A 22,412-nucleotide genomic window follows, 5' to 3' on the forward strand; every position below is an offset into this window, starting at 1 on the left:
TATTAAGGGGATTTACAGCAGGCCTTCAACCTTCTCGCTAATTTCTGGCCCCCATACGCCACATTGAACCTGACCGATATGTTGCTGTTGCAGCAATAACATCACTAAACGAGACTGGCCGATACCGCCACCGATAGTTTGCGGCATTTCACCACTCAGCAGTGATTGGTGCCATTCCAGTTTCAGACGATCTTCATCAGAAGTCAGTGCCAATTGGCGTTTAAGTGCCTCAGCATCAACACGTATCCCCATGGATGAGATTTCAAACGCGTCTTCAAGAACAGGGTTCCAGACAATAATGTCACCGTTCAAGCCCGCAAAACCTTCAGCACTCGGCGACGTCCAGTCATCATAATCTGGCGCTCGGACATCATGAGATTTACCGTCAGCCAATTTACCACCGATGCCAATCAGGAATACAGCTCCCAGCTCTTTAGCTATCGCACGTTCGCGGCCTTTAGCATCCAGGTCAGGGAAACGCGCACGCAGGCTTTCGCTGTGGATAAACTGAATATTCTCTGGCAGGAATGGCTTCACACCAAATTCAGCACTGATCGCTACTTCAGTTTCTTTAATAGCGGTATAAATCTTGTTAACAGTGGATTTCAGATAAGCCAGGTTGCGTTCACCATCTCCCATCACGCGTTCCCAATCCCACTGATCGACATACACAGAATGAATAGCACTCAGGCGATCTTCATCAGGGCGCAATGCTTTCATATGAGTATATATCCCTTGGTCAGCACCAAAATCAAAGCGACCCAAGGTTTTGCGTTTCCATTTAGCTAATGAATGAACGACTTCAAAAGTTGCATCCGGCAATGTCTTCACTTTTACCTGAACGGCTTTCTCTGAACCTGAAAGGTTATCTTGAGTACCATCACCCACACGACTCAGGATTGGTGCCTGTACTTCAATCAGACCCAGTTGTTGTTCTAATTGACGGGAAAAGAATGATTTTACGAAGCTGATTTGTTGTTGTTTTTGGATAAATTGTTTTTTCATTGCCGTTTTCTCGATTCGTTATTACTGATTATGCTAATTAGGTTATGCCACCTGGCTTGACATCGATTAAGCAACATAATGAGGGTTAAATTCAATATCCAACAAATAATATTGCCTTTTCACTTTTAATAATTCATTTTTATGGGTATTAAATTAAGTAATCGTTAAAAAAAGGAGGCAAATATGGGTGAAATTTATCAAATCGATAATCTCGATCGCGGCATCCTGAACGCATTAATGGAAAATGCACGCACACCTTATGCTGAATTGGCAAAAAATTTTGGCGTGAGTCCAGGAACTATCCATGTGCGAGTGGAGAAAATGCGCCAGGCGGGGATCATTACCGCGGCTTGTGTTCACGTTAATCCAAAAAAACTCGGGTATGACGTGTGTTGCTTTATCGGTATTATTTTGAAAAGTGCCAAAGACTACCCGTCGGCACTAAAAAAACTGGAAGGTTTAGAAGAAGTTGTAGAAGCCTATTATACCACCGGCCACTACAGCATTTTTATTAAAGTGATGTGTAAGTCAATAGATGCGCTCCAGCAGGTACTTATCAACAAGATCCAGACTATCGATGAGATCCAGTCAACGGAGACACTTATCTCCCTGCAAAACCCCATCATGCGTACCATTGTGCCTTGAGCACTAAATAACTATACCCACATTATCCACAGGTAGATCCCAGCTGATTCACAGCGTACAATACCGGCTCTTTACTTCGGTTGGGTTCTTTATGGCTGACATTACCTTGATCAGTGGCAGTACACTCGGCAGCGCTGAATATGTTGCTGAACATTTAGCTGAGAAATTAGAAGAAGCAGGTTTTTCTACAGAGACGCTGCATGGCCCTGAATTAGACGAGCTTACGCTTGAGGGTACGTGGCTAATAGTCACATCAACCCACGGTGCGGGTGATCTCCCAGATAACCTTCAACCATTATTAGAACAAATCGAACAACAGAAGCCTGATCTTTCTCAAGTGCACTTTGGTGCTGTTGGTTTGGGCAGTTCAGAATATGACACTTTCTGCGGTGCAGTGAGAGCATTGGATCAACAATTGATCGCACAAGGCGCCAAACGTTTGGGTGATATTTTAGAAATTGACGTCATACAACATGAAATTCCCGAGGATCCGGCAGAGGTTTGGGTCAAAAATTGGATTAATTTGCTCTAATTTGATTAAAGATCACGCGAACGAATGTGGATAAGTATGCTTAAAAGCAGGGTAAAACCGGTACATATCCACATAACAACCTTGGTACCTCAGAGTGCCTGTGCATAACATGGCATTTAGATCCCAGCTTATACGCAATAGGATCACCGATCATTCACAGCAAACGATCTTCCTTAATACTATGATCTTCCATGTGAATAATCACTTATCCACAGAGGATCATGATCCTAATAAGAGATCTAATAAAGAGATCTTTAAATAAAAAGATCTTCTTTTAATTAAGGGGGATCCTAAGCCGCTTGGTCGAAAGTCTAAACTTGAGTAGAATCCCCCACCCCAGGGCAAACACAGAAATTCGCATAACGGCGAGGTGCAGTACCATGTTTTATCCAGATCAATTTGACGTCATCATCATTGGTGGTGGCCATGCCGGCACGGAAGCTGCAATGGCAGCGGCACGCATGGGACGTCAGACCTTATTGCTGACGCACAACATCGACACACTGGGACAAATGTCTTGTAACCCAGCGATTGGCGGTATCGGTAAGGGACATTTGGTAAAAGAGATCGATGCTCTGGGTGGTCTGATGGCCATGGCGACTGACCAAGCGGGTATTCAGTTTAGGATACTAAACGCCAGCAAAGGGCCAGCGGTAAGAGCGACCCGAGCTCAGGCTGACCGTGTGCTGTATCGCCAGGCAGTACGTACCGCATTGGAAAACCAGCCAAACCTGATGATCTTTCAACAGCCAGTTGAAGATCTGATTGTTGAAAATGATCGCGTTGTGGGTGCAGTCACCCAAATGGGTCTTAAATTCCGAGCGAAAGCGGTGGTATTAACCGTTGGTACTTTCCTCGACGGAAAAATTCATATCGGTCTTCAGAACTACAGTGGTGGTCGTGCTGGTGATCCGCCATCCATCTCATTGTCACAGCGTTTGCGTGAATTACCACTGCGCGTTAATCGCCTTAAGACCGGTACTCCACCACGTATTGATGCGCGGACCATTGATTTTAGCCAATTGGCTCCTCAGTTCGGTGATACGCCTATTCCAGTATTTTCATTCTTGGGTAATGCTAGCCAGCATCCAGAACAAATGGCTTGTCATATCACCTACACCAATGAAAAAACCCATGAAGTGATCCGCAATAACTTGGATCGTAGCCCAATGTATGCCGGGATCATTGAAGGGATCGGGCCACGCTACTGTCCGTCGATCGAAGACAAAGTCATGCGTTTCGCCGATCGTAATTCACACCAGATCTTCCTTGAACCAGAAGGTCTGACCAGTAATGAGATCTATCCGAACGGTATTTCAACCAGCCTGCCTTTCGATGTACAGATGCAAATCGTCCGTTCAATGAAAGGGCTAGAAAATGCCCGTATCATTCGACCAGGTTATGCCATCGAATATGATTTCTTTGATCCACGTGATTTGAAACCGACCTTGGAAAGCAAATATATCCACGGTCTGTTCTTTGCTGGGCAAATCAATGGCACTACCGGCTATGAAGAAGCAGCGGCTCAAGGGCTGCTTGCAGGGCTTAATGCGGGCCGCTTCGCTAACGATGACGATGGATGGTCACCTCGCCGCGATGAAGCTTACCTTGGCGTGCTGGTGGACGATTTAAGCACCCTTGGCACCAAAGAACCGTATCGCATGTTTACCTCTCGCGCAGAGTATCGCTTGATGCTGCGTGAAGATAACGCGGATCTGCGCCTGACTGAGATGGGCCGTAAATTGGGGTTGGTTGACGATGCTCGTTGGGCACATTTCAGCAAGAAAATTGAGCAAATTGAAAAAGAACGTCAACGTCTGCGTGATATCTGGGTACATCCACACTCAGAAAACGTTTCTGAGATCAATGCATTACTAAAAGCGCCGTTGTCTAAAGAAGCCAATGGTGAAGAATTACTGCGTCGGCCTGAAATTGATTATCGTTTGCTGACAACCCTAACCTCTTTTGGCCCAGCATTAACAGATCCACAAGCTGCGGATCAGGTTGAAATTCAGGTTAAATATGAAGGGTATATTGCGCGTCAGCAGGAAGAAATTGAAAAACAACTGCGCAATGAGAATACTCTACTGCCGGCTGATCTGGATTATCGTCAGGTGTCTGGTTTATCGAACGAAGTCATCGCTAAACTGAACGATCACAAACCTAACTCAATCGGACAAGCCTCGCGTATTTCTGGCATTACCCCAGCAGCAATCTCTATTTTATTGGTTTGGCTGAAAAAACAGGGGTTGTTACGCCGTAGTGCCTAACAACCGACGTTTGCCTGCATTGCTAAGGGATAAGCAGTGCAGGTAAGTTCTTCTTTGCTTCAGGCCACAACTAACGGTTCAAACCACTGCCAAGCTAGATTATCATTCCTCATCCCGGCCCTTTTCATGCTGACTGAACGAGCTTAGTCAGAGGATATTGTTGTGTTAAAAAAATTAGATTCCCTGCTAAATGCCGCAGCTATTGTGTTACCTGAACAGCAAAAATTACAGTTGATAGGCTATGTAGAACTGCTGCATAAGTGGAACAAAGCTTACAATCTGACTTCTGTTCGTGACCCACAGCAAATGCTAGTGCGACATATTCTGGATAGTATTGTGGTTAACCCACATTTGCAGGGTGACCGGTTTATTGATGTGGGCACCGGCCCTGGGCTTCCTGGGATACCGCTGGCAATTGTACGGCCTACTGCGCACTTTACGTTGCTAGATAGCTTGGGTAAACGTGTACGCTTCTTGCGTCAGGTACAGCACGAACTGGGCTTAAATAATATTGAGCCAGTGCAAAGCCGAGTTGAGGACTTTGCCGCAAAACCGCCATTTGATGGTGTAATAAGCCGTGCATTTGCATCTCTACAAGATATGCTGTCTTGGTGTCACCATTTGCCAGCTAAGCCTGAAGGGCGCTTTTATGCGCTTAAAGGGGTGAGGCCGGACGATGAGTTAGCCGTACTGCCGGAGGGTATTAGCCTTGAATCGGTCGTGCGATTGCAGGTGCCAGAGTTGGAAGGTGAACGCCATCTGGTCATTCTTAAGTCAAACTAACTTTGTTATTTATCAAAAAAATGTAATAAATCCTTGGCGGATGGTAGGAAAATTATCGTATTTATTATTTTTAATATCGATAAGTATTTCTTCGCTTACTATCGTACCGGCAGATTATATTTTACGTGTTGTTTACAAAAACAGCGATAACAGATGGCATAACTATATTGAAAGCTGGCAAATAGTCACTTTAGTCATTACTTTAGCTGTGCCATCACTCTTTTTATGTAGACGAAGTGTTGCTTGATTATTATCTGAAATGTCAACGGGAAGTTTTTACTAAGTAGATAAGTTGTTCGATAATAGTTTAATTTTAACATTATGATTTATAAAAATTTTTAATGGCTCTTTTCGTTAAAGACAAACAGAAGCTTTATGGGATATAAATCAGTTTGTTTTAAGTTTTGTGATCAGTTGCACGCTTTATTGGTAATGGTTGGAATCGTCAGACAATTAAATGGGGGCTTTATTCCGAGGCTTTTCTTGTGAAAATAGTCCGAAAGAAGAAAATTTAAATAATTGTTCACCTTTTCGCTACTTATCGATTGAATTCGTTTGAGTGGCCCGTATAATTTGCTCGTTTTTTGCTGCTTGACTCAATGGGGTAAAAGGCAGTTTTATACCTCACTCAGCATACCCTTAGTGTGGTTCGGAGAGAACAAACGTCATGCCTGTATCCCTTTACAGTCGGAAAATCGCACGAAAGCTGCTGTTTTTGCAGTTAATGACTTTTGTTGTTCTCAGTGCTGCTTTTGGCTTTAAAAGCCTGGAATGGAGTGCTTCTGCTCTGGCAGGAGGATTGGCGGCTTGGTTGCCCAGCGCCATGTTTATGTTGTTTGCTTGCCGCCATCAGGCAAAAACAGCAGCTCCAGGTCGTGTTGCGTGGTCGTTTGCCATTGGCGAAGGGTTAAAAGTTATCATGACGATAATTTTGCTGATTGTGGCTTTGGGGCTGTTTAAAGCAGCGTTTGCGCCACTCGGTTTAACCTATTTGGCGGTGCTGATTGTGCAGATATTGGCACCGGCTGTGATTAGCGGCTACCGTACTTAACCGTTATCGTATTTAACTACAAAAAGGGTAAGAGGCATCATGTCTGCATCAGGAGAAATCTCTACTCCAAGGGACTACATAGGTCACCACCTGAATAACCTTCAGTTGGACCTGCGTACCTTTGAGTTGGTCAATCCCCACTCACCTGGCCCTGCAACGTTCTGGACGTTGAACATTGACTCTTTGTTCTTCTCTGTCGTGCTGGGGTTAGCTTTTCTGTTTGTGTTCCGCAAAGTCGCGGCAGGTGCCACCAGTGGCGTGCCTGGCAAATTGCAGACTGCTGTTGAGTTAATTATCGGTTTTGTCGATAACAGCGTGCGGGATATGTACCACGGCAAAAGTAAAGTCATAGCACCATTAGCCCTGACCGTGTTTGTTTGGGTTTTATTGATGAACATGATGGACTTACTGCCAATCGATTTACTGCCTTACATCGGTGAACATGTCTTTGGGTTACCTGCATTGCGCGTGGTACCTACTGCGGACGTGAGTATTACCTTGTCCATGGCATTGGGTGTCTTCATCCTGATTCTGTTCTATAGCATCAAAATGAAAGGTGTAGGCGGCTTCGTAAAAGAACTCACGATGCAGCCGTTCAATCACCCGATATTTATTCCAGTTAACTTAATTCTGGAAGGTGTCAGCCTGCTGTCCAAACCCGTTTCACTCGGTTTGCGACTGTTCGGCAACATGTATGCGGGTGAGTTGATCTTCATCCTTATTGCGGGTCTGTTGCCGTGGTGGTCACAGTGGATGCTCAGTTTACCTTGGGCTATCTTCCACATACTGATTATTACGTTACAAGCCTTTATCTTCATGGTTCTAACGATTGTCTATCTGTCGATGGCGTCCGAAGAGCACTGATTTTCTTAATATACCCTAAATAATTCGAGTTGCAGGAAGGCGGCAACTGAGCGAATCCCGAGGAGCTTACATAAGTTAAGTTACTGGGGTGAACGAAGGAAGCCAACGCACATGTAGCTTGAAGTATGAAGTGTATAACACTACTGCGTTTAACTGAAATAATTGGAGACTGTCATGGAAAACCTGAATATGGATCTGCTGTACATGGCTGCCGCTATAATGATGGGTTTAGCGGCAATCGGTGCTGCGATCGGTATCGGCATCCTGGGTGGTAAATTTTTGGAAGGCGCTGCACGTCAGCCTGACCTGATTCCTCTGCTGCGTACACAGTTCTTTATCGTCATGGGTCTGGTTGACGCCATCCCTATGATCGCTGTTGGTCTGGGTCTGTACGTGATGTTTGCTGTCGCGTAAGTAGAGTTTTCTCTACCGTGAACTACACCAAACTATTAACTTTTAAAGAGGCATTGTGCTGTGAATCTTAACGCAACAATCCTCGGCCAGGCCATCGCGTTTGTCCTGTTTGTCCTGTTTTGTATGAAGTATATATGGCCGCCAATTATGGCTGCCATCGAGAAGCGTCAAAAAGAAATTGCTGACGGTCTCTCTTCTGCAGAGCGTGCCAAAAAAGATTTGGACTTAGCGCAAGCCAATGCGACCGACCAACTGAAGAAGGCTAAAGCAGAAGCACAGGTGATCATCGAGCAGGCAAGTAAACGCAAAGCTCAGATCCTTGATGAAGCTAAAACTGAAGCCGAACAGGAACGTAACAAAATCGTGGCGCAAGCGCAGGCAGAGATCGACGCCGAACGTAAGCGTGCTCGTGAAGAGTTGCGTAAGCAAGTCGCGATGTTGGCTATAGCTGGCGCCGAGAAGATCATCGAACGTTCCGTGGATGAAGCTGCTAACAGCGACATCGTTGATAAACTGGTCGCTGAACTGTAAGGAGGGAGGGGCTGATGTCTGAATTTGTAACTGTAGCTCGCCCCTACGCCAAAGCAGCTTTTGACTTTGCTGTTGAGCACCAGGCGGTTGATCGTTGGCAGGATATGCTAGCGTTTACTGCCCAAGTGACGCGCAATGAACAGATCGCTGAATTGCTTTCCGGTGCTGTAGCACCTGAAACAATGTCTAAGACGTTTATTGCAGTCTGTGGTGATCAGCTCGATGAACCCGCACAGAACTTCATTCGAGTTATGGCGGAGAATGGCCGTTTACTGGTTCTTCCTGAGGTGCTACAGCAGTTTATTCAACTGCGTGCCTCGCTGGAGTCGACCGTCGACGTCGAAGTGAGCTCTGCGAGCCCACTGAAAGACGAACAGCTAGCTAAAATTGCTGCTGCGATGGAAAAACGTCTATCACGCAAAGTTAAGCTGAATTGCAAAATCGATAAGTCCGTAATGGCCGGCGTAGTAATACGTGCAGGCGATATGGTGATAGATGGCAGCGTTCGCGGTCGTCTAGAACGCCTGGCGGACGTCTTGCAGTCTTAAGGGGACTGGAGCATATGCAACTGAATTCCACCGAAATCAGCGAACTGATCAAGCAGCGCATTGCTCAGTTCAATGTGGTGAGCGAAGCTCACAATGAAGGTACTATTGTTTCCGTCAGTGACGGGATCATTCGCGTACACGGCTTAGCCGATGTTATGCAGGGCGAGATGATCGCACTGCCAGGCAACCGTTACGCAATCGCACTGAACCTGGAGCGCGACTCCGTAGGTGCTGTAGTTATGGGTCCGTACGCCGATCTTGCCGAAGGCATGAAGGTTAAATGTACTGGCCGTATCCTGGAAGTTCCCGTCGGTCGTGGCCTGTTGGGTCGCGTCGTCAATACTCTGGGTGAACCTATTGATGGTAAAGGTCCGGTAGAAAACGACGGCTTCTCAGCTGTTGAAGCTATCGCACCTGGCGTTATCGAACGTCAATCCGTTGATGAGCCTGTTCAGACGGGCTATAAGTCAGTGGATGCCATGATCCCAATTGGTCGTGGCCAGCGTGAATTGATCATCGGTGACCGTCAGACAGGTAAAACTGCTTTGGCGATTGATGCGATCATCAACCAACGCGATTCCGGCATCAAATGTGTGTATGTTGCTATCGGCCAGAAAGCCTCTACTGTTGCTAACGTAGTGCGTAAACTGGAAGAGCATGGCGCTTTGGCTAATACCATTGTGGTTGTAGCTACCGCCTCAGAATCTGCAGCATTGCAGTACCTGGCACCTTACTCCGGTTGTGCTATGGGTGAATATTTCCGCGACCGCGGTGAAGATGCGCTGATTATTTATGATGACCTGTCTAAACAGGCTGTTGCATATCGTCAAATCTCCTTGCTGCTCCGTCGTCCACCAGGTCGTGAAGCTTACCCTGGCGACGTATTCTACCTCCACTCCCGTTTGCTGGAGCGTGCTGCGCGTGTTAACGCCGACTACGTTGAAGCCTTTACCAAGGGTGAAGTGAAAGGTAAAACCGGTTCTTTGACCGCATTGCCAATCATTGAAACTCAAGCAGGGGACGTTTCCGCGTTCGTTCCGACTAACGTAATTTCGATTACCGATGGTCAGATCTTCCTGGAATCCAGCCTGTTTAACGCCGGTATTCGTCCTGCGGTTAACCCAGGTATCTCCGTATCTCGTGTGGGTGGTGCAGCGCAAACCAAGATCATGAAAAAACTGTCCGGTGGTATTCGTACTGCTCTGGCACAGTATCGTGAACTTGCTGCGTTCTCCCAGTTCGCATCCGATTTGGATGATACAACACGTAAACAGCTGAGCCACGGTCAGAAAGTGACCGAGCTTCTGAAACAGAAACAATACGCACCGATGTCTGTTGCGCAGCAATCTCTGGTTCTGTTCGCAGCTGAACGTGGTTATCTGGGTGATGTTGAGTTGGCGAAGGTAGGTAGCTTTGAAGCTGCGCTGTTAGCGTTTGCTGACCGTGAGCATGCCGAGCTTCTGCAACAAATCAACCAAACTGGCGCGTACAACGATGAGATCGAGGGCAAGCTGAAAGGCATCCTTGATACATTTAAGGCAACCCAGTCCTGGTAACGCTATGCGGCCTTGCTTTTCATTAGAAAAGCAGGCCGTCTGGTAATGAGGAGAAGCAGAAATGGCCGGCGCAAAAGAGATACGTTCCAAGATCGCCAGCGTGCAAAACACGCAAAAGATCACCAAAGCCATGGAGATGGTCGCCGCCTCCAAAATGCGTAAATCGCAGGAACGCATGGCGGCCAGCCGTCCTTATGCAGAAACTATGCGTAGTGTGATTGGTCACCTTGCGTTAGGTAATCTGGAATATAAACATCCGTACCTGGAAGAGCGTGACGTTAAGCGCGTTGGGTATCTGGTGGTTTCTACAGACCGTGGCTTGTGCGGTGGTTTGAACATTAACCTGTTCAAAAGACTGTTGGCTGAGATGAAAGGTTGGTCTGAAAAAGGCGTTGAATGTGATTTAGCGCTGATTGGATCAAAAGCAGCTTCTTTCTTTGGTTCCGTGGGTGGCAAGATTGTCGCTCAGGTTACTGGCATGGGGGATAACCCTTCCTTGTCAGAGCTTATCGGGCCAGTCAAAGTGATGCTGCAAGCCTATGATGAAGGTCGTCTGGATAAGCTGTATATCGTTAATAACAAGTTTATCAATACGATGTCTCAGGAACCACGGATCATGCAGCTACTACCGCTTCCGCCTGCGGAAGATGGCGAGCTGAAGAAGAAATCCTGGGATTACCTGTATGAACCCGATCCTAAAGCATTGCTGGATACCCTCCTGCGTCGCTATGTGGAATCGCAAGTTTATCAGGGCGTCGTTGAAAACCTGGCCAGCGAGCAGGCCGCGCGAATGGTAGCGATGAAAGCCGCCACCGATAACGGCGGTAGTCTGATCAAAGAGCTGCAGTTGGTTTACAACAAGGCTCGTCAGGCCAGCATCACTCAGGAACTCACCGAGATCGTCGGGGGAGCCTCCGCGGTTTAACCAGGTTATTACCCTAAATAGTTCAGATTGCGAAACGGCGGCAACTGAGCAAATCCCCTGGCGCTTGCTAATAAAGTAAGCAACTGGGGTGAGAAAAAGCAGCCAACGCCCCAGCAATTTGAAGTATGACGGGTAAACGTATTACGTAGAGGATTCAAGATGGCTACTGGAAAGATTATCCAGGTAATCGGCGCCGTAGTGGACGTCGAATTCCCCCAAGACGCTGTACCAAAAGTGTACAACGCCCTTGAGGTTGAAGGCACTGCTGAGAAGCTGGTGCTGGAAGTTCAGCAACAGCTAGGCGGTGGTGTTGTTCGTTGTATCGCAATGGGCTCTTCCGATGGTCTGAGCCGCGGGTTGAAAGTCATCAACCTGGAACACCCAATTGAAGTGCCGGTTGGTAAATCAACTCTGGGCCGTATCATGAACGTATTGGGTGACCCAATCGACATGAAAGGTCCGATCGGTGAAGAAGAGCGTTGGGCAATCCACCGTGAAGCGCCTTCTTACGAAGAGCTTGCCAGCTCACAAGATTTGTTAGAAACCGGTATCAAAGTAATGGACTTGATTTGCCCGTTCGCTAAGGGCGGTAAAGTGGGTCTGTTTGGTGGTGCGGGTGTTGGTAAAACAGTAAACATGATGGAGCTTATTCGTAACATCGCGATCGAGCACTCAGGTTATTCTGTATTTGCCGGTGTGGGTGAGCGTACTCGTGAGGGTAACGACTTCTACCACGAGATGACGGACTCCAACGTTCTGGACAAAGTATCCTTGGTGTATGGCCAGATGAATGAGCCACCAGGTAACCGTCTGCGCGTTGCTCTGACCGGCCTGACCATGGCGGAGAAATTCCGTGATGAAGGTCGTGACGTACTGTTGTTCATCGATAACATCTATCGCTATACCTTGGCCGGTACGGAAGTATCCGCACTGCTGGGTCGTATGCCATCAGCGGTAGGCTACCAGCCAACGCTGGCAGAAGAGATGGGTGTGTTGCAGGAACGTATTACGTCCACCAAGACGGGTTCAATCACTTCTGTTCAGGCCGTTTACGTGCCTGCGGATGACTTGACTGACCCATCACCAGCAACCACCTTTGCTCACTTGGATGCAACCGTCGTTTTGAGTCGTCAAATCGCCTCTTTGGGTATTTACCCTGCGGTTGACCCACTTGACTCCACCAGCCGTCAGCTTGATCCGCTGGTTGTTGGCCAGGAGCACTACGATGTAGCGCGTGGCGTGCAGTCTATTCTGCAACGTTACCAGGAGCTGAAAGACATCATCGCAATCTTGGGTATGGACGAGTTGTCAGAAGATGACAAACTGGTTGTATCCCGTGCGCGTAAAATTCAGCGCTTCCTGTCTCAACCGTTCTTCGTGGCAGAAGTCTTTACCGGTTCACCGGGCAAGTTCGTTTCGCTGAAAGATACCATTCGTGGTTTCAAAGGCATCATGAACGGCGACTATGACCACTTGCCGGAGCAGGCGTTCTACATGGTTGGCACCATTGAAGAAGCAGTGGAAAAAGCCAAGAAACTGTAACGCTGTTGACTGGAGGGTGACATGGCTGCAATGACTTACCATCTGGATGTTGTGAGCGCAGAGAAGAAGATGTTCTCTGGCGTGGTACAAAAAATTCAGGTGACGGGTAGTGAAGGCGAACTTGGGATTTTCCCTGGTCACGCCCCACTGCTCACTGCCATTAAGCCTGGCATGATACGTATCGTGAAGCAGTTCGGTGAGGAAGAGTTTATTTATCTTTCTGGCGGCATCCTTGAGGTGCAACCGAGCGTTGTGATCGTATTGGCTGACACAGCTATTCGCGGAACTGATCTGGACGAAGCTAAAGCGCTGGAATCTAAGCGTAAAGCCGAAGATCATATCAACAACTCCCACGGCGACGTCGACTATGCTCAGGCATCCGCTGAATTGGCGAAGGCGATTGCGAAATTACGCGTAATCGAACTGACCAGGAAGGCGATGTAATTTTATACTAATGGGTTGCGTTAACTCGTTGATTTATAAAATTACTATATATACTCAGGTCATTGGGGTTGCAGGTAGGTAGCAAGCTAACGCTACTGCAACTTCCAGTACGAAGGTATAAATAAAAAATAGAATGCCAGTCAGTAAATCTGATTGGCATTTTTTTTTACCTATACATCAGATAACACAGATACTCGCCTTTTGTTTATCTCCCTTAATCCGCTTTCCTACTATTTAGTTAAGCCTCAGCTAAACTCAAAGCGTTTCTTTCTGAAAACTCTTGTTTCTTGTCGTAAAATAAGTGGTTAATAGCGTAAATATGTACATGTGTTTTGACAAAAACAGCACGGGAAGCGTCGCTGATCGCAGACACTTTTCGCCCCATTTTTTCGTTACATGACGAGTAGCAACAACCCTTTAACCATGCGGGTTGAGTACATTTTTCGTTGAGAAATATGTAGTAATTATTTCGCTAAACAGGTTTACTTCCGTCTATTAAATTGGAGTTATCAGGTTGCTTATGTCTAACAGCTCAATGAGTGTAGTCATCCTTGCCGCAGGTAAGGGAACACGCATGTATTCCGACCTTCCTAAGGTGTTACACCCATTGGCAGGTAAGCCGATGGTTCAGCATGTTATTGATGCGGCCATGAAGCTGGGTGCAAAAAACGTTCATCTGGTTTATGGGCACGGCGGCGATCTGCTGAAAAAGACGCTATCCGATCCCTCTTTGAACTGGGTATTACAAGCTGAACAGTTGGGTACCGGGCACGCGATGCAACAAGCCGCACCGCACTTTGCTGACGATGAAGATGTGCTGATGCTATACGGCGATGTGCCGTTGATCTCTGTGGATACCTTACAGCGACTGCTGGCGGCGAAGCCACAAGGCGGCATTGGCTTGTTGACCGTGAAGCTGGATAACCCAAGTGGTTATGGCCGTATCGTGCGTGAGAATGGCGACGTGGTGGGGATTGTTGAGCATAAAGATGCCAGTGATGCACAGCGCGAAATTAATGAAATCAACACCGGAATACTGGTTGCTAATGGGCGTGATCTAAAGCGCTGGCTATCACTGTTGGATAACAATAATGCTCAAGGTGAGTTTTATATCACCGATATTATTGCATTGGCACATGCTGATGGTAAGAAGGTTGCTGCGGTTCACCCCGCTCGGTTGAGTGAGGTTGAAGGGGTAAATAACCGCCTGCAACTCGCTGCTCTAGAGCGTGTATACCAGTCTGAGCAGGCTGAGAAACTGTTATTGGCCGGTGTGATGTTACTGGATCCCGCGCGCTTTGATTTGCGCGGAGAATTAACACATGGTCGTGATATTACTATCGATACCAATGTCATCATTGAAGGTCATGTGACTTTAGGTGATCGGGTTCGTATTGGTAGCGGATGCGTACTGAAAAATTGTGTGATCGGTGATGATTCTGACATTAGCCCATATAGCGTATTAGAAAACTCACGCCTGGATACTGGCTGCTCTGTTGGGCCATTTGCCCGCCTGCGCCCAGGTGCTGAATTAGCTGAAGGCGCACATGTTGGTAACTTCGTTGAAATCAAAAATACCCGCTTGGGTAAAGGCTCGAAAGCGGGTCATCTTTCCTATTTGGGCGATGCCGAGATTGGTTCGGGCGTAAATATTGGCGCAGGAACCATAACTTGCAACTATGATGGAGCTAATAAGTTTAAAACTATTATTGGCGATGATGTCTTTGTTGGGTCCGATACTCAATTGGTCGCGCCGGTCACTGTTGCAAAGGGTGCCACTATCGCTGCGGGAACTACCGTAACTCGCGATATTGCGGAAAATGAGTTAGTGCTTAGCCGTGTTAAACAAGTCCATGTTCAGGGCTGGCAGCGTCCGGTGAAGAAAAAATAAGCTATACCCGTTATATTTCAAGCTGCATGTGCGTTGGCTGCGTTCAATCACCCCAGTTACTTACTGGTCTTTGACCTTAAAATAAGTAAGCTTCTGGGGATCTGCTCAATTGCTGCCTTCCTGCAACTCGAATTATTTAGGTTATATTAAAACAGCCCCTTCAATATCGTTTATTCTTTGAAGGGATGTTTTGCCCTGTGTTTTTGGTTTATCTATTGATGCTGAAAACACAGAGCAAAACATAATAATCCCCAACTCTACAGGCTCGGGGAACCCGGAAAATCAGGTCACTGACATCGACAAGGTTCTAAAAGAACCTTACATAGGAATAAAATAGATGTGTGGAATTGTTGGCGCAGTAGCGCAACGTGATATCGCTGAGATTCTGATCGAAGGTTTACGTCGTCTTGAATACCGTGGCTATGACTCTGCTGGTTTAGCAGTGGTTGACGCTGAAGGTAATATGACGCGTTTACGTCGGGTGGGTAAAGTACAGGCGCTGTCTGATGCTGCCGAAAATCAGGCTTTACATGGTGGCACCGGGATTGCACATACCCGTTGGGCTACCCATGGTGAGCCATCGGAAGCCAATGCGCACCCTCATGTTTCTGACTATATCTCTGTGGTACACAACGGCATTATTGAGAATCACGAACCTTTACGTGAATTACTGATTGGTCGTGGCTACCGTTTCAGTTCTGAAACAGATACTGAAGTTATTGCTCACTTGGTGCACTGGGAGCTACAGCAAGGTGGATCTTTGCTGGAAGTGGTTAAGCGTGTTATCCCGCAATTACGTGGCGCTTACGGCACTGTCGTTATGGATAGTCGTGACCCAAGTCGTTTGGTGGCTGCGCGTTCCGGTAGCCCATTAGTGATTGGTTGTGGTGTAGGTGAAAACTTTATTGCCTCTGACCAACTGGCGTTATTACCCGTGACTCGCCGCTTCATCTTCCTGGAAGAAGGTGATGTGGTTGAAGTAACTCGCCGTAGCATCGCAATTTTTGATAAACAGGGTAATGCTATTGAGCGCCCTGAAATTGAATCTCAGGTGCAGTACGATGCCGGTGATAAAGGTGTCTACCGCCATTACATGCAGAAAGAGATTTATGAACAGCCAATGGCGATTAAAAATACGCTGGAAGGCCGTTTAAATCATGGTGTAATTGATTTATCTGAACTTGGCCCTAAAGCGGATGCATTATTGGCAAATGTTCAACATATTCAAATTATTGCCTGTGGTACCTCTTATAACTCAGGCATGGTTTCGCGTTATTGGTTTGAATCATTAGCCGGTGTGCCTTGTGACGTAGAGATTGCGTCTGAGTTCCGTTACCGCAAATCCGCTGTGCGCCCAAATAGCCTGTTGATCACCTTGTCACAATCAGGTGAAACTGCCGATACCTTAGCTGCTCTGCGCTTATCAAAAGAGTTGGGGTATTTGGGGTCGCTGGCTATTTGTAACGTCGCTGGCTCATCGCTGGTGCGTGAATCAGATTTAGCGTTAATGACCAAAGCCGGTACTGAGATTGGCGTAGCATCAACGAAAGCCTTTACCACTCAGTTGACAGTATTACTGATGCTGGTGGGGCGTATTGGCAAGCTGAAGGGCGCTGATGCCAGTCTGGAGCAGAATATTGTTCATGCGTTACAGGCTCTACCTGCTCGTATTGAACAGATGTTGTCTCTGGATAAAACCATTGAAGCGCTGGCTGAAGGTTTCTCTGATAAACACAATGCCTTGTTCCTTGGTCGCGGTGATCAATATCCGATTGCGATGGAAGGCGCGCTGAAACTTAAAGAGATCTCTTATATTCACGCTGAAGCTTATGCTGCAGGTGAGTTGAAGCACGGTCCATTGGCATTGATTGATGCTGATATGCCGGTCATCGTGGTTGCGCCAAATAATGAATTGTTGGAAAAACTGAAATCCAACATTGAAGAAGTGCGTGCCCGTGGCGGTTTGCTGTATGTGTTTGCTGATCAAGATGCCGGTTTCACTGACAGTGAAGGGATGAAAATCATTCAGTTACCACATGTAGAAGAGATTATCGCGCCTATCTTCTATACCGTGCCACTACAGTTACTCTCTTACCATGTCGCGCTAATTAAAGGCACCGACGTGGACCAGCCACGTAACTTGGCAAAATCAGTCACGGTTGAATAAGCTGCGATAGATATAGCACAAAATATTGTGGGCGGATGAAATAGCCGTTAACTCGAAAAGTCCGGTTATGCTGTTTAAAAGCATACCGGATTTTTTTATGACCAAATTAAAACAGTCATTGTCAGGAATCGGCAAAAGTTACGTTGCCGGTTTTTTAGATAGCTGCCGCTATCATCAGTTTATATATAAAAACACAATATATTACCCAACGACACTTTAATGCCACAGCGTCGTTGGGAGAGTGTCAAGGGACATAAATAATTTCGAAGGTCGAGGTTAAATCTCTAAGCTCTTTCCTTGCCCCATCCTGGTAATGAATCTGCACATCATAATGGTAGATCAGCTTTTCTTGCGGATTAAGAATGAGTTGCAAGGCCGACACTTTCACTTCTAAGGTTTTGGTAGGCTGCTCGCTATTCAGTGCTATCGTCTGGTGGTTGATGCTGATTAGTATCTGTTCTATGGGGTTCGGGCCGGTGGGATCATAAGCACCCTGGCTGCTGATAAACTTCAGCGTTTTGACAATTTCAACTGGGGTGGAATTATCGATAAACAGCTGGGGATTATTTTTATATGCAACCGGCATCCTGAGCTGTACCGGGATATTGTCAGGGCTAAAGCCTTCCTGTTTAACTTCCAGCTCGCCATTGAGCAACAGATGCTGTGCCGTGGTATCAAACAGCGCATCCCAAATTTTTGCAAACTGCGCCGATGGCAGCGTGAACGAATCAATAATACCGCTTTGCAGGTTTACTATTGCGTTGGTTTCTTCGGTTTTCCCCGCCGGTAATGACAACCGTAGTTTAAGGCTATGCGCACTGGAAAAAGGGATCAACTTACCCTGTGGCTGGGATTGGATAAAGGTAGTTTCGGCGTCGCTAATGCGTTGTCTGCCCACCTTGGGTAGCAAGAAATAGTCAAAGGTCACATTAAACTGAGCCACCTCTGTTGCCCCTTCTGGTGCAGAAAAGGAGATCGACAACATGGGTTTATTATTGTCATTGCTGTTACTGGCCAGTTGAAACGTATCGGGTAAATAATAAAGATAATCTTTACGAATATTATCCTGATAATAGTTATACCAGTATTGATGATATTCTATTGGTGTGAGAATTAATTCAAAACGTGGATTCGGTGGCGCAATGCCGCGGTAGATATAAGGATAATAATTTTCCGCAAAATAAAATATTTTAGGATCAGTAATAGTATTCAGCAGGCCGGTATCAGATTTGATGGCGATCACCAACGTGGTTTGCGCATCGTAGTTGGATAAGGCTCTTAATAACGCATCTCGCTGCTCAAGTCGGGTTAGTTTTAGTTGAGCCTGATATTGCCGTTCAGCTTTGAGTGCCACGTCCTGAAATATCATTTCATTGAATTTGCCAAACTGATTGAAATTGAGCACTACATAAGGCATTTCCTGAATGTTTTTGTTGAGAAAAAAACTCAGTACCATCGTCCAACTAATGCCATCTGTTATGGTTTCAATCTGATAGCGTATTTCGCCAGAGACATTCTCGGTACTGACCTGTGCTATCAATTCATCGGATAATGGCGTTAGAGTTGTCCGTAATTTTCTGGTCAGATTAACATTGTCGGTAAACTGCTGCTGCGCGTTTTCCAGAATAATTTTGTTTAGCGTGACCAGATCATTGAGAAAGATGTTCATAGGTATCCTTCGTATCATAGAGAACAGAACAACGCCTTAGCGCTGATAAATAGGATGAGGTCCACAGATACTGCCCATCGTGACGACGATAGAGTGGTATTTCCCTAGCACTATTGGCAAGCTGCCATTTTTTTAACGGCGTAATAATGTCAGATAGTGTATCGATACCGATATTTTGGGCATATTCAAGTGTGGACAACCATTCGGCGGGATGAGCGTAGTAGGGGGTTAATTGGGTTATTCTCTGATATTCGTTTTGGCTCCAGACGACGGCTTTATTCAGCATGGTGATAATACGATAATAAGCCGGTAGGGTTGCGCATTGTTCGCCATAAAAACGATACAGTAAAATTAGCGCATTGGTATTAACACAGCAGTCGAGCTGGCTAATCTCATTATTTTGTTTCATCCAAGTGTGGAAGGTTTGACATTCAGCCCATTGATGCTGTAGTTCGGTAAGTCGGGCATCAACCTTCTGTAGCTGATAGCCATTCATCTCAATCAGCGTCAGGCGAACGGCGTCAGGCGAAATACGGCCAAATTTGTATAACATTTCGGTAATTATCGCCGTGTCATCAATATCGGCGTCAATCATCTGGCCGTTCATCCAACGGGGATGAGCGTGACGAGGCCAGAAACTGAAATGACCGGGGCGGGTTTCACAACTAGCGAGAAAATCCAGCGCGCGATCAATATAGGGAGCCGTTTGCTCGGTGTAGTCGAGCGTCCTTAATACCTGAGCAGTGACAAAAGCATTGGCATCCTGATGCCACTGGCCGTCGGGTGTTCTGACGCTGGACAGGAATGCCCCGTTTTCTGATTGCTGTTGTCGGAGGATTGCATCTGGCGACATGCCGCGCGGCGGCGGCGGGCTACGGTCTGGTAGGGCAACCTCGCGCCAAAGGTCGTTCTGCGGGCTGAAGGTACAACTGACGCCGCACCTTGCCTGTGCATCAACCGTAAAGCCGATGACATTAAACTGAAGAGGCACATTCTCCTTGAGCAACGCTTGTAGCAGCGGCATGGGCTGTGCCACGTGCTGCAATAGCTCACCAATCTTGATGGCAGCCTGCGCGTTGCCGCCTAAAAAGCGCGGCGCCATAGTAAACAGGCTAAAACTTTCCAACTGGCGTCGATGGTTATAGACCAGGCTGAAACCATAGGTGGTGGCGGGGAATTCATCTGGATTAGGCATGTTAGCTAATACCTGCCTGAGCAGCGCGGCCAGCGGAGGAAACCCACGTTCAATACCAAATAACCGCATAACGTTGGCAATGTCTGCCAGCGTTATTTCTGCGCTGTGCCACTGATAATAATATTCAGTTGGTGTGTCAGGGTTATCTGGGTAATAGCCAATCATCAACAGCGATAGTCCGGCTGCGGTTAACTGATGCAGGGGATAATCGCTATTGGCGTGATTTAGCGGGGAGGCATACAGAGCGATTAATGCTTGATTATTTGGCGGTACTTCGGAGTAAACCTTGGTTTTAATGCCGTCAGCGGTATATTTCCGCCCCAACCATGAGCCAAATTTTAGCGCTTGGGTAGGCGTATCCGGCCGTTGTATTCGAGCAATGTGTGCGAAGCAGGATGCAGACGAGTCTGACGAGGCGTGTGGGTAATTTTCCGCACTGAAGGCCCCAATATCACGAGCCTGGGTGAATAGCGGGAGAAAAGTATCAAACGTGCAAGCCACAGCCTGCGGTTTTATGCTGGATGTCGTGAACTCCAGTGGGCAACCGTTATAAGCCAATAGACTGGTATTAAATGCCGCAGACAGCAGCCCCGATGCCATCCGTTTCTGGCTAAAACGGTGAATGTCGGGTAATAGCGTGCCTGCTAAATCCGGCACATGATGGCATAAAGTGGTTACCAGGGCGTCCAATGCCGCTGGTAACACCGCAACGCGTTCAACCATGATTATTTACCGTAGCTCATGTCGGAATAACGATGGCAGGCGGATTATCTGTACCGTCGACCAACCGGGTATGCCCGCCGACCTCAAGATAGGTAATCGTATAATGAACCGTCCAGGGTTTCTCTGTCAGGCAGCGATACTTGAAGGTTTGCGCTTTGGTTTTATCGGGATTAAAGGAGAACTTCTTGGTTTTCTTTTGTTCTTTGTCATCAAGATAAGTGAGTTCAACCAGCACCTGATTGTATTTATCCCAGGAGAACTGGCGATCGAGGAAAATATCAATTTCATTGAAAGTGAGTAAATTACTCGGATCGAGACCGATGGTGGTAGAAGCGGTTTTGAATTTTGACTGATAGCTGCTGTTACCTTCCCAGCCGGAGCTGCTCGCTGATTTAAAAATAAACTCGCCTTGAATATCGAGTAATTCATTTTTGTCTTTGCTTCTGGCAATATTTTTCCGCCATTCTTTACCGTCCTCGGTAAAGGCATCACTGGTATAGACATTGTTATTGTAGCTGGCTTGAAATGCTGCCGCTTTGATACCGAACTCTTCAAAGCCATCAGGGCCGAAGATTTGCAGTTCGATTTTCTGAAAGAACGGATCATTGACGTTTACTTCAATAAAATAAGGTTTATCTTTTTGGGCTTTTAACGTGTCGGTGCCGATAAAGTTTTGTGGTACGGCGGCCTGAGTAATCGCTTTTGATGAAGTGTAGTTAAAGGATAAGGTTTTATGCTCGGTAATGTTGACCACTTTTAATTCCAATGATGCGCAGGGGAAAAGACCGCCTTTCCCTTTTTCATCTTTACTGCCAATCAATGATTCCAGAATGGAAGCGCTGGCTGATTTTGCCTGCTCATTACTTTCTGCGTTTGGTTTAATGGTTGCGTTGAAAAATATCTTTAGTAGTTCTTCTTTGACAAACTGTAATGCCCACTCTTTTTCTTTGGTCGCCTGATCGCCGGGCATACTTTCGGTCACTTTAATCACGAGTTTTTGATCTTGCTCCAGTTTCTTAATCACGCTGTCAAAGCCGAGCCAAAAACTTGCCGGTGTCTCGACCGGAATAGGAATATTAATGCCAAACTTAGCACCGAATTCCTTATAAACGCTGTCAAATTCCGCTGTAACATCCACTTTCAATGCTGGGGTGATACCGGTATAAGTGAGGTTGTAAGCCACCGCCGCTGGTGCCTGCGCTTGATTAAACGCAGCCTCCAGAATAACCGCCTGTTGTGGCGTCAGTTTGGCACTGAAAATGGCGGTGTTATTACCAAATAGGCTAGAGCTTTGTGCGCTAATCAACTGGCCGTTGGAATTTTGTGCATCCAGAACAAAAAAGTTCACAGTACCATTATTAAACGGTACTGGCGCTTTACGGGCATTTTTCGGCTTGATCTTCAGTTTATTCAGGTAATCGGTAAACGCGGTGTTGAGTTCGCCTTCATCGACGGCAGTATTGACCTCAAAGTTTATGTACCCGCCCTGTTGGTTGGCGTCATCACCGGTGTATTTAATTAATGAAAATACCGGTTTCCCATCGCGTACGGCAATATGAATATCACCGGGCAAATACCAAAATTGGTTTTCATCTGAATCATCAGAAAAAAACGTGATGTTTTTAATCGTGGCGGTTTTTTCTCTCAGTAATAACAT

At 46.6% G+C, this 22,412-nt stretch carries 19 protein-coding genes; 15 read left to right on the top strand and 4 right to left on the bottom strand.

What is annotated here, in order from left to right:
• Nucleotides 1-12: 12 nt before the first annotated feature.
• On the bottom strand, nt 13-1,005 hold the full coding sequence (asnA, locus tag ACWJJO_RS22610; RefSeq protein WP_005192864.1) for an aspartate--ammonia ligase: 993 nt from the start codon (nt 1,003-1,005) through the stop codon (nt 13-15).
• Nucleotides 1,006-1,188: 183 nt separating this feature from the next.
• Between asnA and asnC the strand changes: the two genes are divergently transcribed.
• From asnC to glmS, 15 genes are all read left to right on the top strand, one after another.
• A complete protein-coding gene (asnC, locus tag ACWJJO_RS22615) occupies nt 1,189-1,650 on the top strand; it encodes a transcriptional regulator AsnC (protein WP_083161588.1) in 462 nt (153 codons plus the stop codon).
• 91 nt (nt 1,651-1,741) lie between these two features.
• Entirely contained in the window at nt 1,742-2,182 is a 441-nt protein-coding gene (gene mioC / locus ACWJJO_RS22620; protein WP_005192870.1) for an FMN-binding protein MioC, read from the top strand.
• A gap of 380 nt (nt 2,183-2,562) precedes the next feature.
• Nucleotides 2,563-4,452 (top strand): tRNA uridine-5-carboxymethylaminomethyl(34) synthesis enzyme MnmG, encoded by a 1,890-nt coding sequence (gene mnmG / locus ACWJJO_RS22625; protein WP_442849020.1) that lies wholly within the window; start codon nt 2,563-2,565, stop codon nt 4,450-4,452.
• Between the two features lie 162 nt (nt 4,453-4,614).
• Nucleotides 4,615-5,235, top strand: coding sequence for a 16S rRNA (guanine(527)-N(7))-methyltransferase RsmG (gene rsmG / locus ACWJJO_RS22630; RefSeq protein ID WP_083161586.1), 621 nt, complete (start codon nt 4,615-4,617; stop codon nt 5,233-5,235).
• Nucleotides 5,236-5,902: 667 nt separating this feature from the next.
• Nucleotides 5,903-6,286 (top strand): F0F1 ATP synthase subunit I, encoded by a 384-nt coding sequence (gene atpI, locus ACWJJO_RS22635; protein WP_481091540.1) that lies wholly within the window; start codon nt 5,903-5,905, stop codon nt 6,284-6,286.
• Nucleotides 6,287-6,325: 39 nt separating this feature from the next.
• Entirely contained in the window at nt 6,326-7,150 is an 825-nt protein-coding gene (gene atpB / locus ACWJJO_RS22640; RefSeq protein WP_005161179.1) for a F0F1 ATP synthase subunit A, read from the top strand.
• A 174-nt stretch (nt 7,151-7,324) separates the two neighbouring features.
• Nucleotides 7,325-7,564 (top strand): F0F1 ATP synthase subunit C, encoded by a 240-nt coding sequence (gene atpE, locus ACWJJO_RS22645; RefSeq protein ID WP_004393045.1) that lies wholly within the window; start codon nt 7,325-7,327, stop codon nt 7,562-7,564.
• Between the two features lie 60 nt (nt 7,565-7,624).
• Nucleotides 7,625-8,095 carry a F0F1 ATP synthase subunit B gene (atpF, locus tag ACWJJO_RS22650; RefSeq protein WP_005186686.1) on the top strand — a complete coding sequence of 157 codons (471 nt, stop codon included), beginning with the start codon at nt 7,625-7,627 and terminating at the stop codon, nt 8,093-8,095.
• Nucleotides 8,096-8,109: 14 nt separating this feature from the next.
• Nucleotides 8,110-8,643, top strand: a complete 534-nt coding sequence (gene atpH / locus ACWJJO_RS22655; protein ID WP_372560177.1) for a F0F1 ATP synthase subunit delta — start codon at nt 8,110-8,112, stop codon at nt 8,641-8,643.
• Nucleotides 8,644-8,657: 14 nt separating this feature from the next.
• Nucleotides 8,658-10,199, top strand: coding sequence for a F0F1 ATP synthase subunit alpha (atpA, locus tag ACWJJO_RS22660; RefSeq protein WP_481091541.1), 1,542 nt, complete (start codon nt 8,658-8,660; stop codon nt 10,197-10,199).
• A gap of 61 nt (nt 10,200-10,260) precedes the next feature.
• Nucleotides 10,261-11,124, top strand: a complete 864-nt coding sequence (gene atpG / locus ACWJJO_RS22665) for a F0F1 ATP synthase subunit gamma (protein ID WP_002220756.1) — start codon at nt 10,261-10,263, stop codon at nt 11,122-11,124.
• A gap of 159 nt (nt 11,125-11,283) precedes the next feature.
• Entirely contained in the window at nt 11,284-12,666 is a 1,383-nt protein-coding gene (gene atpD, locus ACWJJO_RS22670) for a F0F1 ATP synthase subunit beta (protein ID WP_083161584.1), read from the top strand.
• A gap of 21 nt (nt 12,667-12,687) precedes the next feature.
• The gene (locus ACWJJO_RS22675; RefSeq protein ID WP_004393020.1) at nt 12,688-13,110 is read left to right on the top strand and encodes a F0F1 ATP synthase subunit epsilon; all 423 of its coding nucleotides are present in this window, start codon (nt 12,688-12,690) and stop codon (nt 13,108-13,110) included.
• 520 nt (nt 13,111-13,630) lie between these two features.
• A complete protein-coding gene (gene glmU, locus ACWJJO_RS22680) occupies nt 13,631-15,001 on the top strand; it encodes a bifunctional UDP-N-acetylglucosamine diphosphorylase/glucosamine-1-phosphate N-acetyltransferase GlmU (RefSeq protein ID WP_083161583.1) in 1,371 nt (456 codons plus the stop codon).
• Nucleotides 15,002-15,338: 337 nt separating this feature from the next.
• Nucleotides 15,339-17,168, top strand: a complete 1,830-nt coding sequence (gene glmS / locus ACWJJO_RS22685; protein WP_083161582.1) for a glutamine--fructose-6-phosphate transaminase (isomerizing) — start codon at nt 15,339-15,341, stop codon at nt 17,166-17,168.
• A gap of 244 nt (nt 17,169-17,412) precedes the next feature.
• On the opposite strand, the gene ACWJJO_RS22690 is transcribed toward glmS, so the two are convergent.
• The 3 genes from ACWJJO_RS22690 to ACWJJO_RS22700 are packed head-to-tail and all read right to left on the bottom strand — an operon-like array spanning nt 17,413 to nt 22,412.
• Nucleotides 17,413-18,837, bottom strand: a complete 1,425-nt coding sequence (locus tag ACWJJO_RS22690) for a hypothetical protein (protein WP_481091542.1) — start codon at nt 18,835-18,837, stop codon at nt 17,413-17,415.
• Entirely contained in the window at nt 18,818-20,755 is a 1,938-nt protein-coding gene (locus ACWJJO_RS22695; RefSeq protein WP_420073200.1) for a prenyltransferase/squalene oxidase repeat-containing protein, read from the bottom strand. The genes ACWJJO_RS22690 and ACWJJO_RS22695 overlap by 20 nt, the downstream gene beginning before the upstream one ends.
• A 16-nt stretch (nt 20,756-20,771) precedes the next feature.
• Complete coding sequence (locus ACWJJO_RS22700) at nt 20,772-22,412, bottom strand: hypothetical protein (protein WP_372569823.1); 1,641 nt, start codon at nt 22,410-22,412, stop codon at nt 20,772-20,774.

The organism is Yersinia antarctica, from assembly GCF_056636475.1.

What these genes read in the sequence shown, in the direction of transcription:
- asnA (WP_005192864.1), bottom strand. Translation starts at nt 1,005, where the DNA reads ATGAAAAAACAATTTATCCAAAAACAACAACAAATCAGCTTCGTAAAA.
- asnC (WP_083161588.1), top strand. Translation starts at nt 1,189, where the DNA reads ATGGGTGAAATTTATCAAATCGATAATCTCGATCGCGGCATCCTGAAC.
- mioC (WP_005192870.1), top strand. Translation starts at nt 1,742, where the DNA reads ATGGCTGACATTACCTTGATCAGTGGCAGTACACTCGGCAGCGCTGAA.
- mnmG (WP_442849020.1), top strand. Translation starts at nt 2,563, where the DNA reads ATGTTTTATCCAGATCAATTTGACGTCATCATCATTGGTGGTGGCCAT.
- atpI (WP_481091540.1), top strand. Translation starts at nt 5,903, where the DNA reads ATGCCTGTATCCCTTTACAGTCGGAAAATCGCACGAAAGCTGCTGTTT.
- atpB (WP_005161179.1), top strand. Translation starts at nt 6,326, where the DNA reads ATGTCTGCATCAGGAGAAATCTCTACTCCAAGGGACTACATAGGTCAC.
- atpE (WP_004393045.1), top strand. Translation starts at nt 7,325, where the DNA reads ATGGAAAACCTGAATATGGATCTGCTGTACATGGCTGCCGCTATAATG.
- atpH (WP_372560177.1), top strand. Translation starts at nt 8,110, where the DNA reads ATGTCTGAATTTGTAACTGTAGCTCGCCCCTACGCCAAAGCAGCTTTT.
- atpA (WP_481091541.1), top strand. Translation starts at nt 8,658, where the DNA reads ATGCAACTGAATTCCACCGAAATCAGCGAACTGATCAAGCAGCGCATT.
- atpG (WP_002220756.1), top strand. Translation starts at nt 10,261, where the DNA reads ATGGCCGGCGCAAAAGAGATACGTTCCAAGATCGCCAGCGTGCAAAAC.
- atpD (WP_083161584.1), top strand. Translation starts at nt 11,284, where the DNA reads ATGGCTACTGGAAAGATTATCCAGGTAATCGGCGCCGTAGTGGACGTC.
- ACWJJO_RS22675 (WP_004393020.1), top strand. Translation starts at nt 12,688, where the DNA reads ATGGCTGCAATGACTTACCATCTGGATGTTGTGAGCGCAGAGAAGAAG.
- glmU (WP_083161583.1), top strand. Translation starts at nt 13,631, where the DNA reads ATGTCTAACAGCTCAATGAGTGTAGTCATCCTTGCCGCAGGTAAGGGA.
- glmS (WP_083161582.1), top strand. Translation starts at nt 15,339, where the DNA reads ATGTGTGGAATTGTTGGCGCAGTAGCGCAACGTGATATCGCTGAGATT.
- ACWJJO_RS22690 (WP_481091542.1), bottom strand. Translation starts at nt 18,837, where the DNA reads ATGAACATCTTTCTCAATGATCTGGTCACGCTAAACAAAATTATTCTG.
- ACWJJO_RS22695 (WP_420073200.1), bottom strand. Translation starts at nt 20,755, where the DNA reads ATGGTTGAACGCGTTGCGGTGTTACCAGCGGCATTGGACGCCCTGGTA.
- ACWJJO_RS22700 (WP_372569823.1), bottom strand. Translation starts at nt 22,412, where the DNA reads ATGTTATTACTGAGAGAAAAAACCGCCACGATTAAAAACATCACGTTT.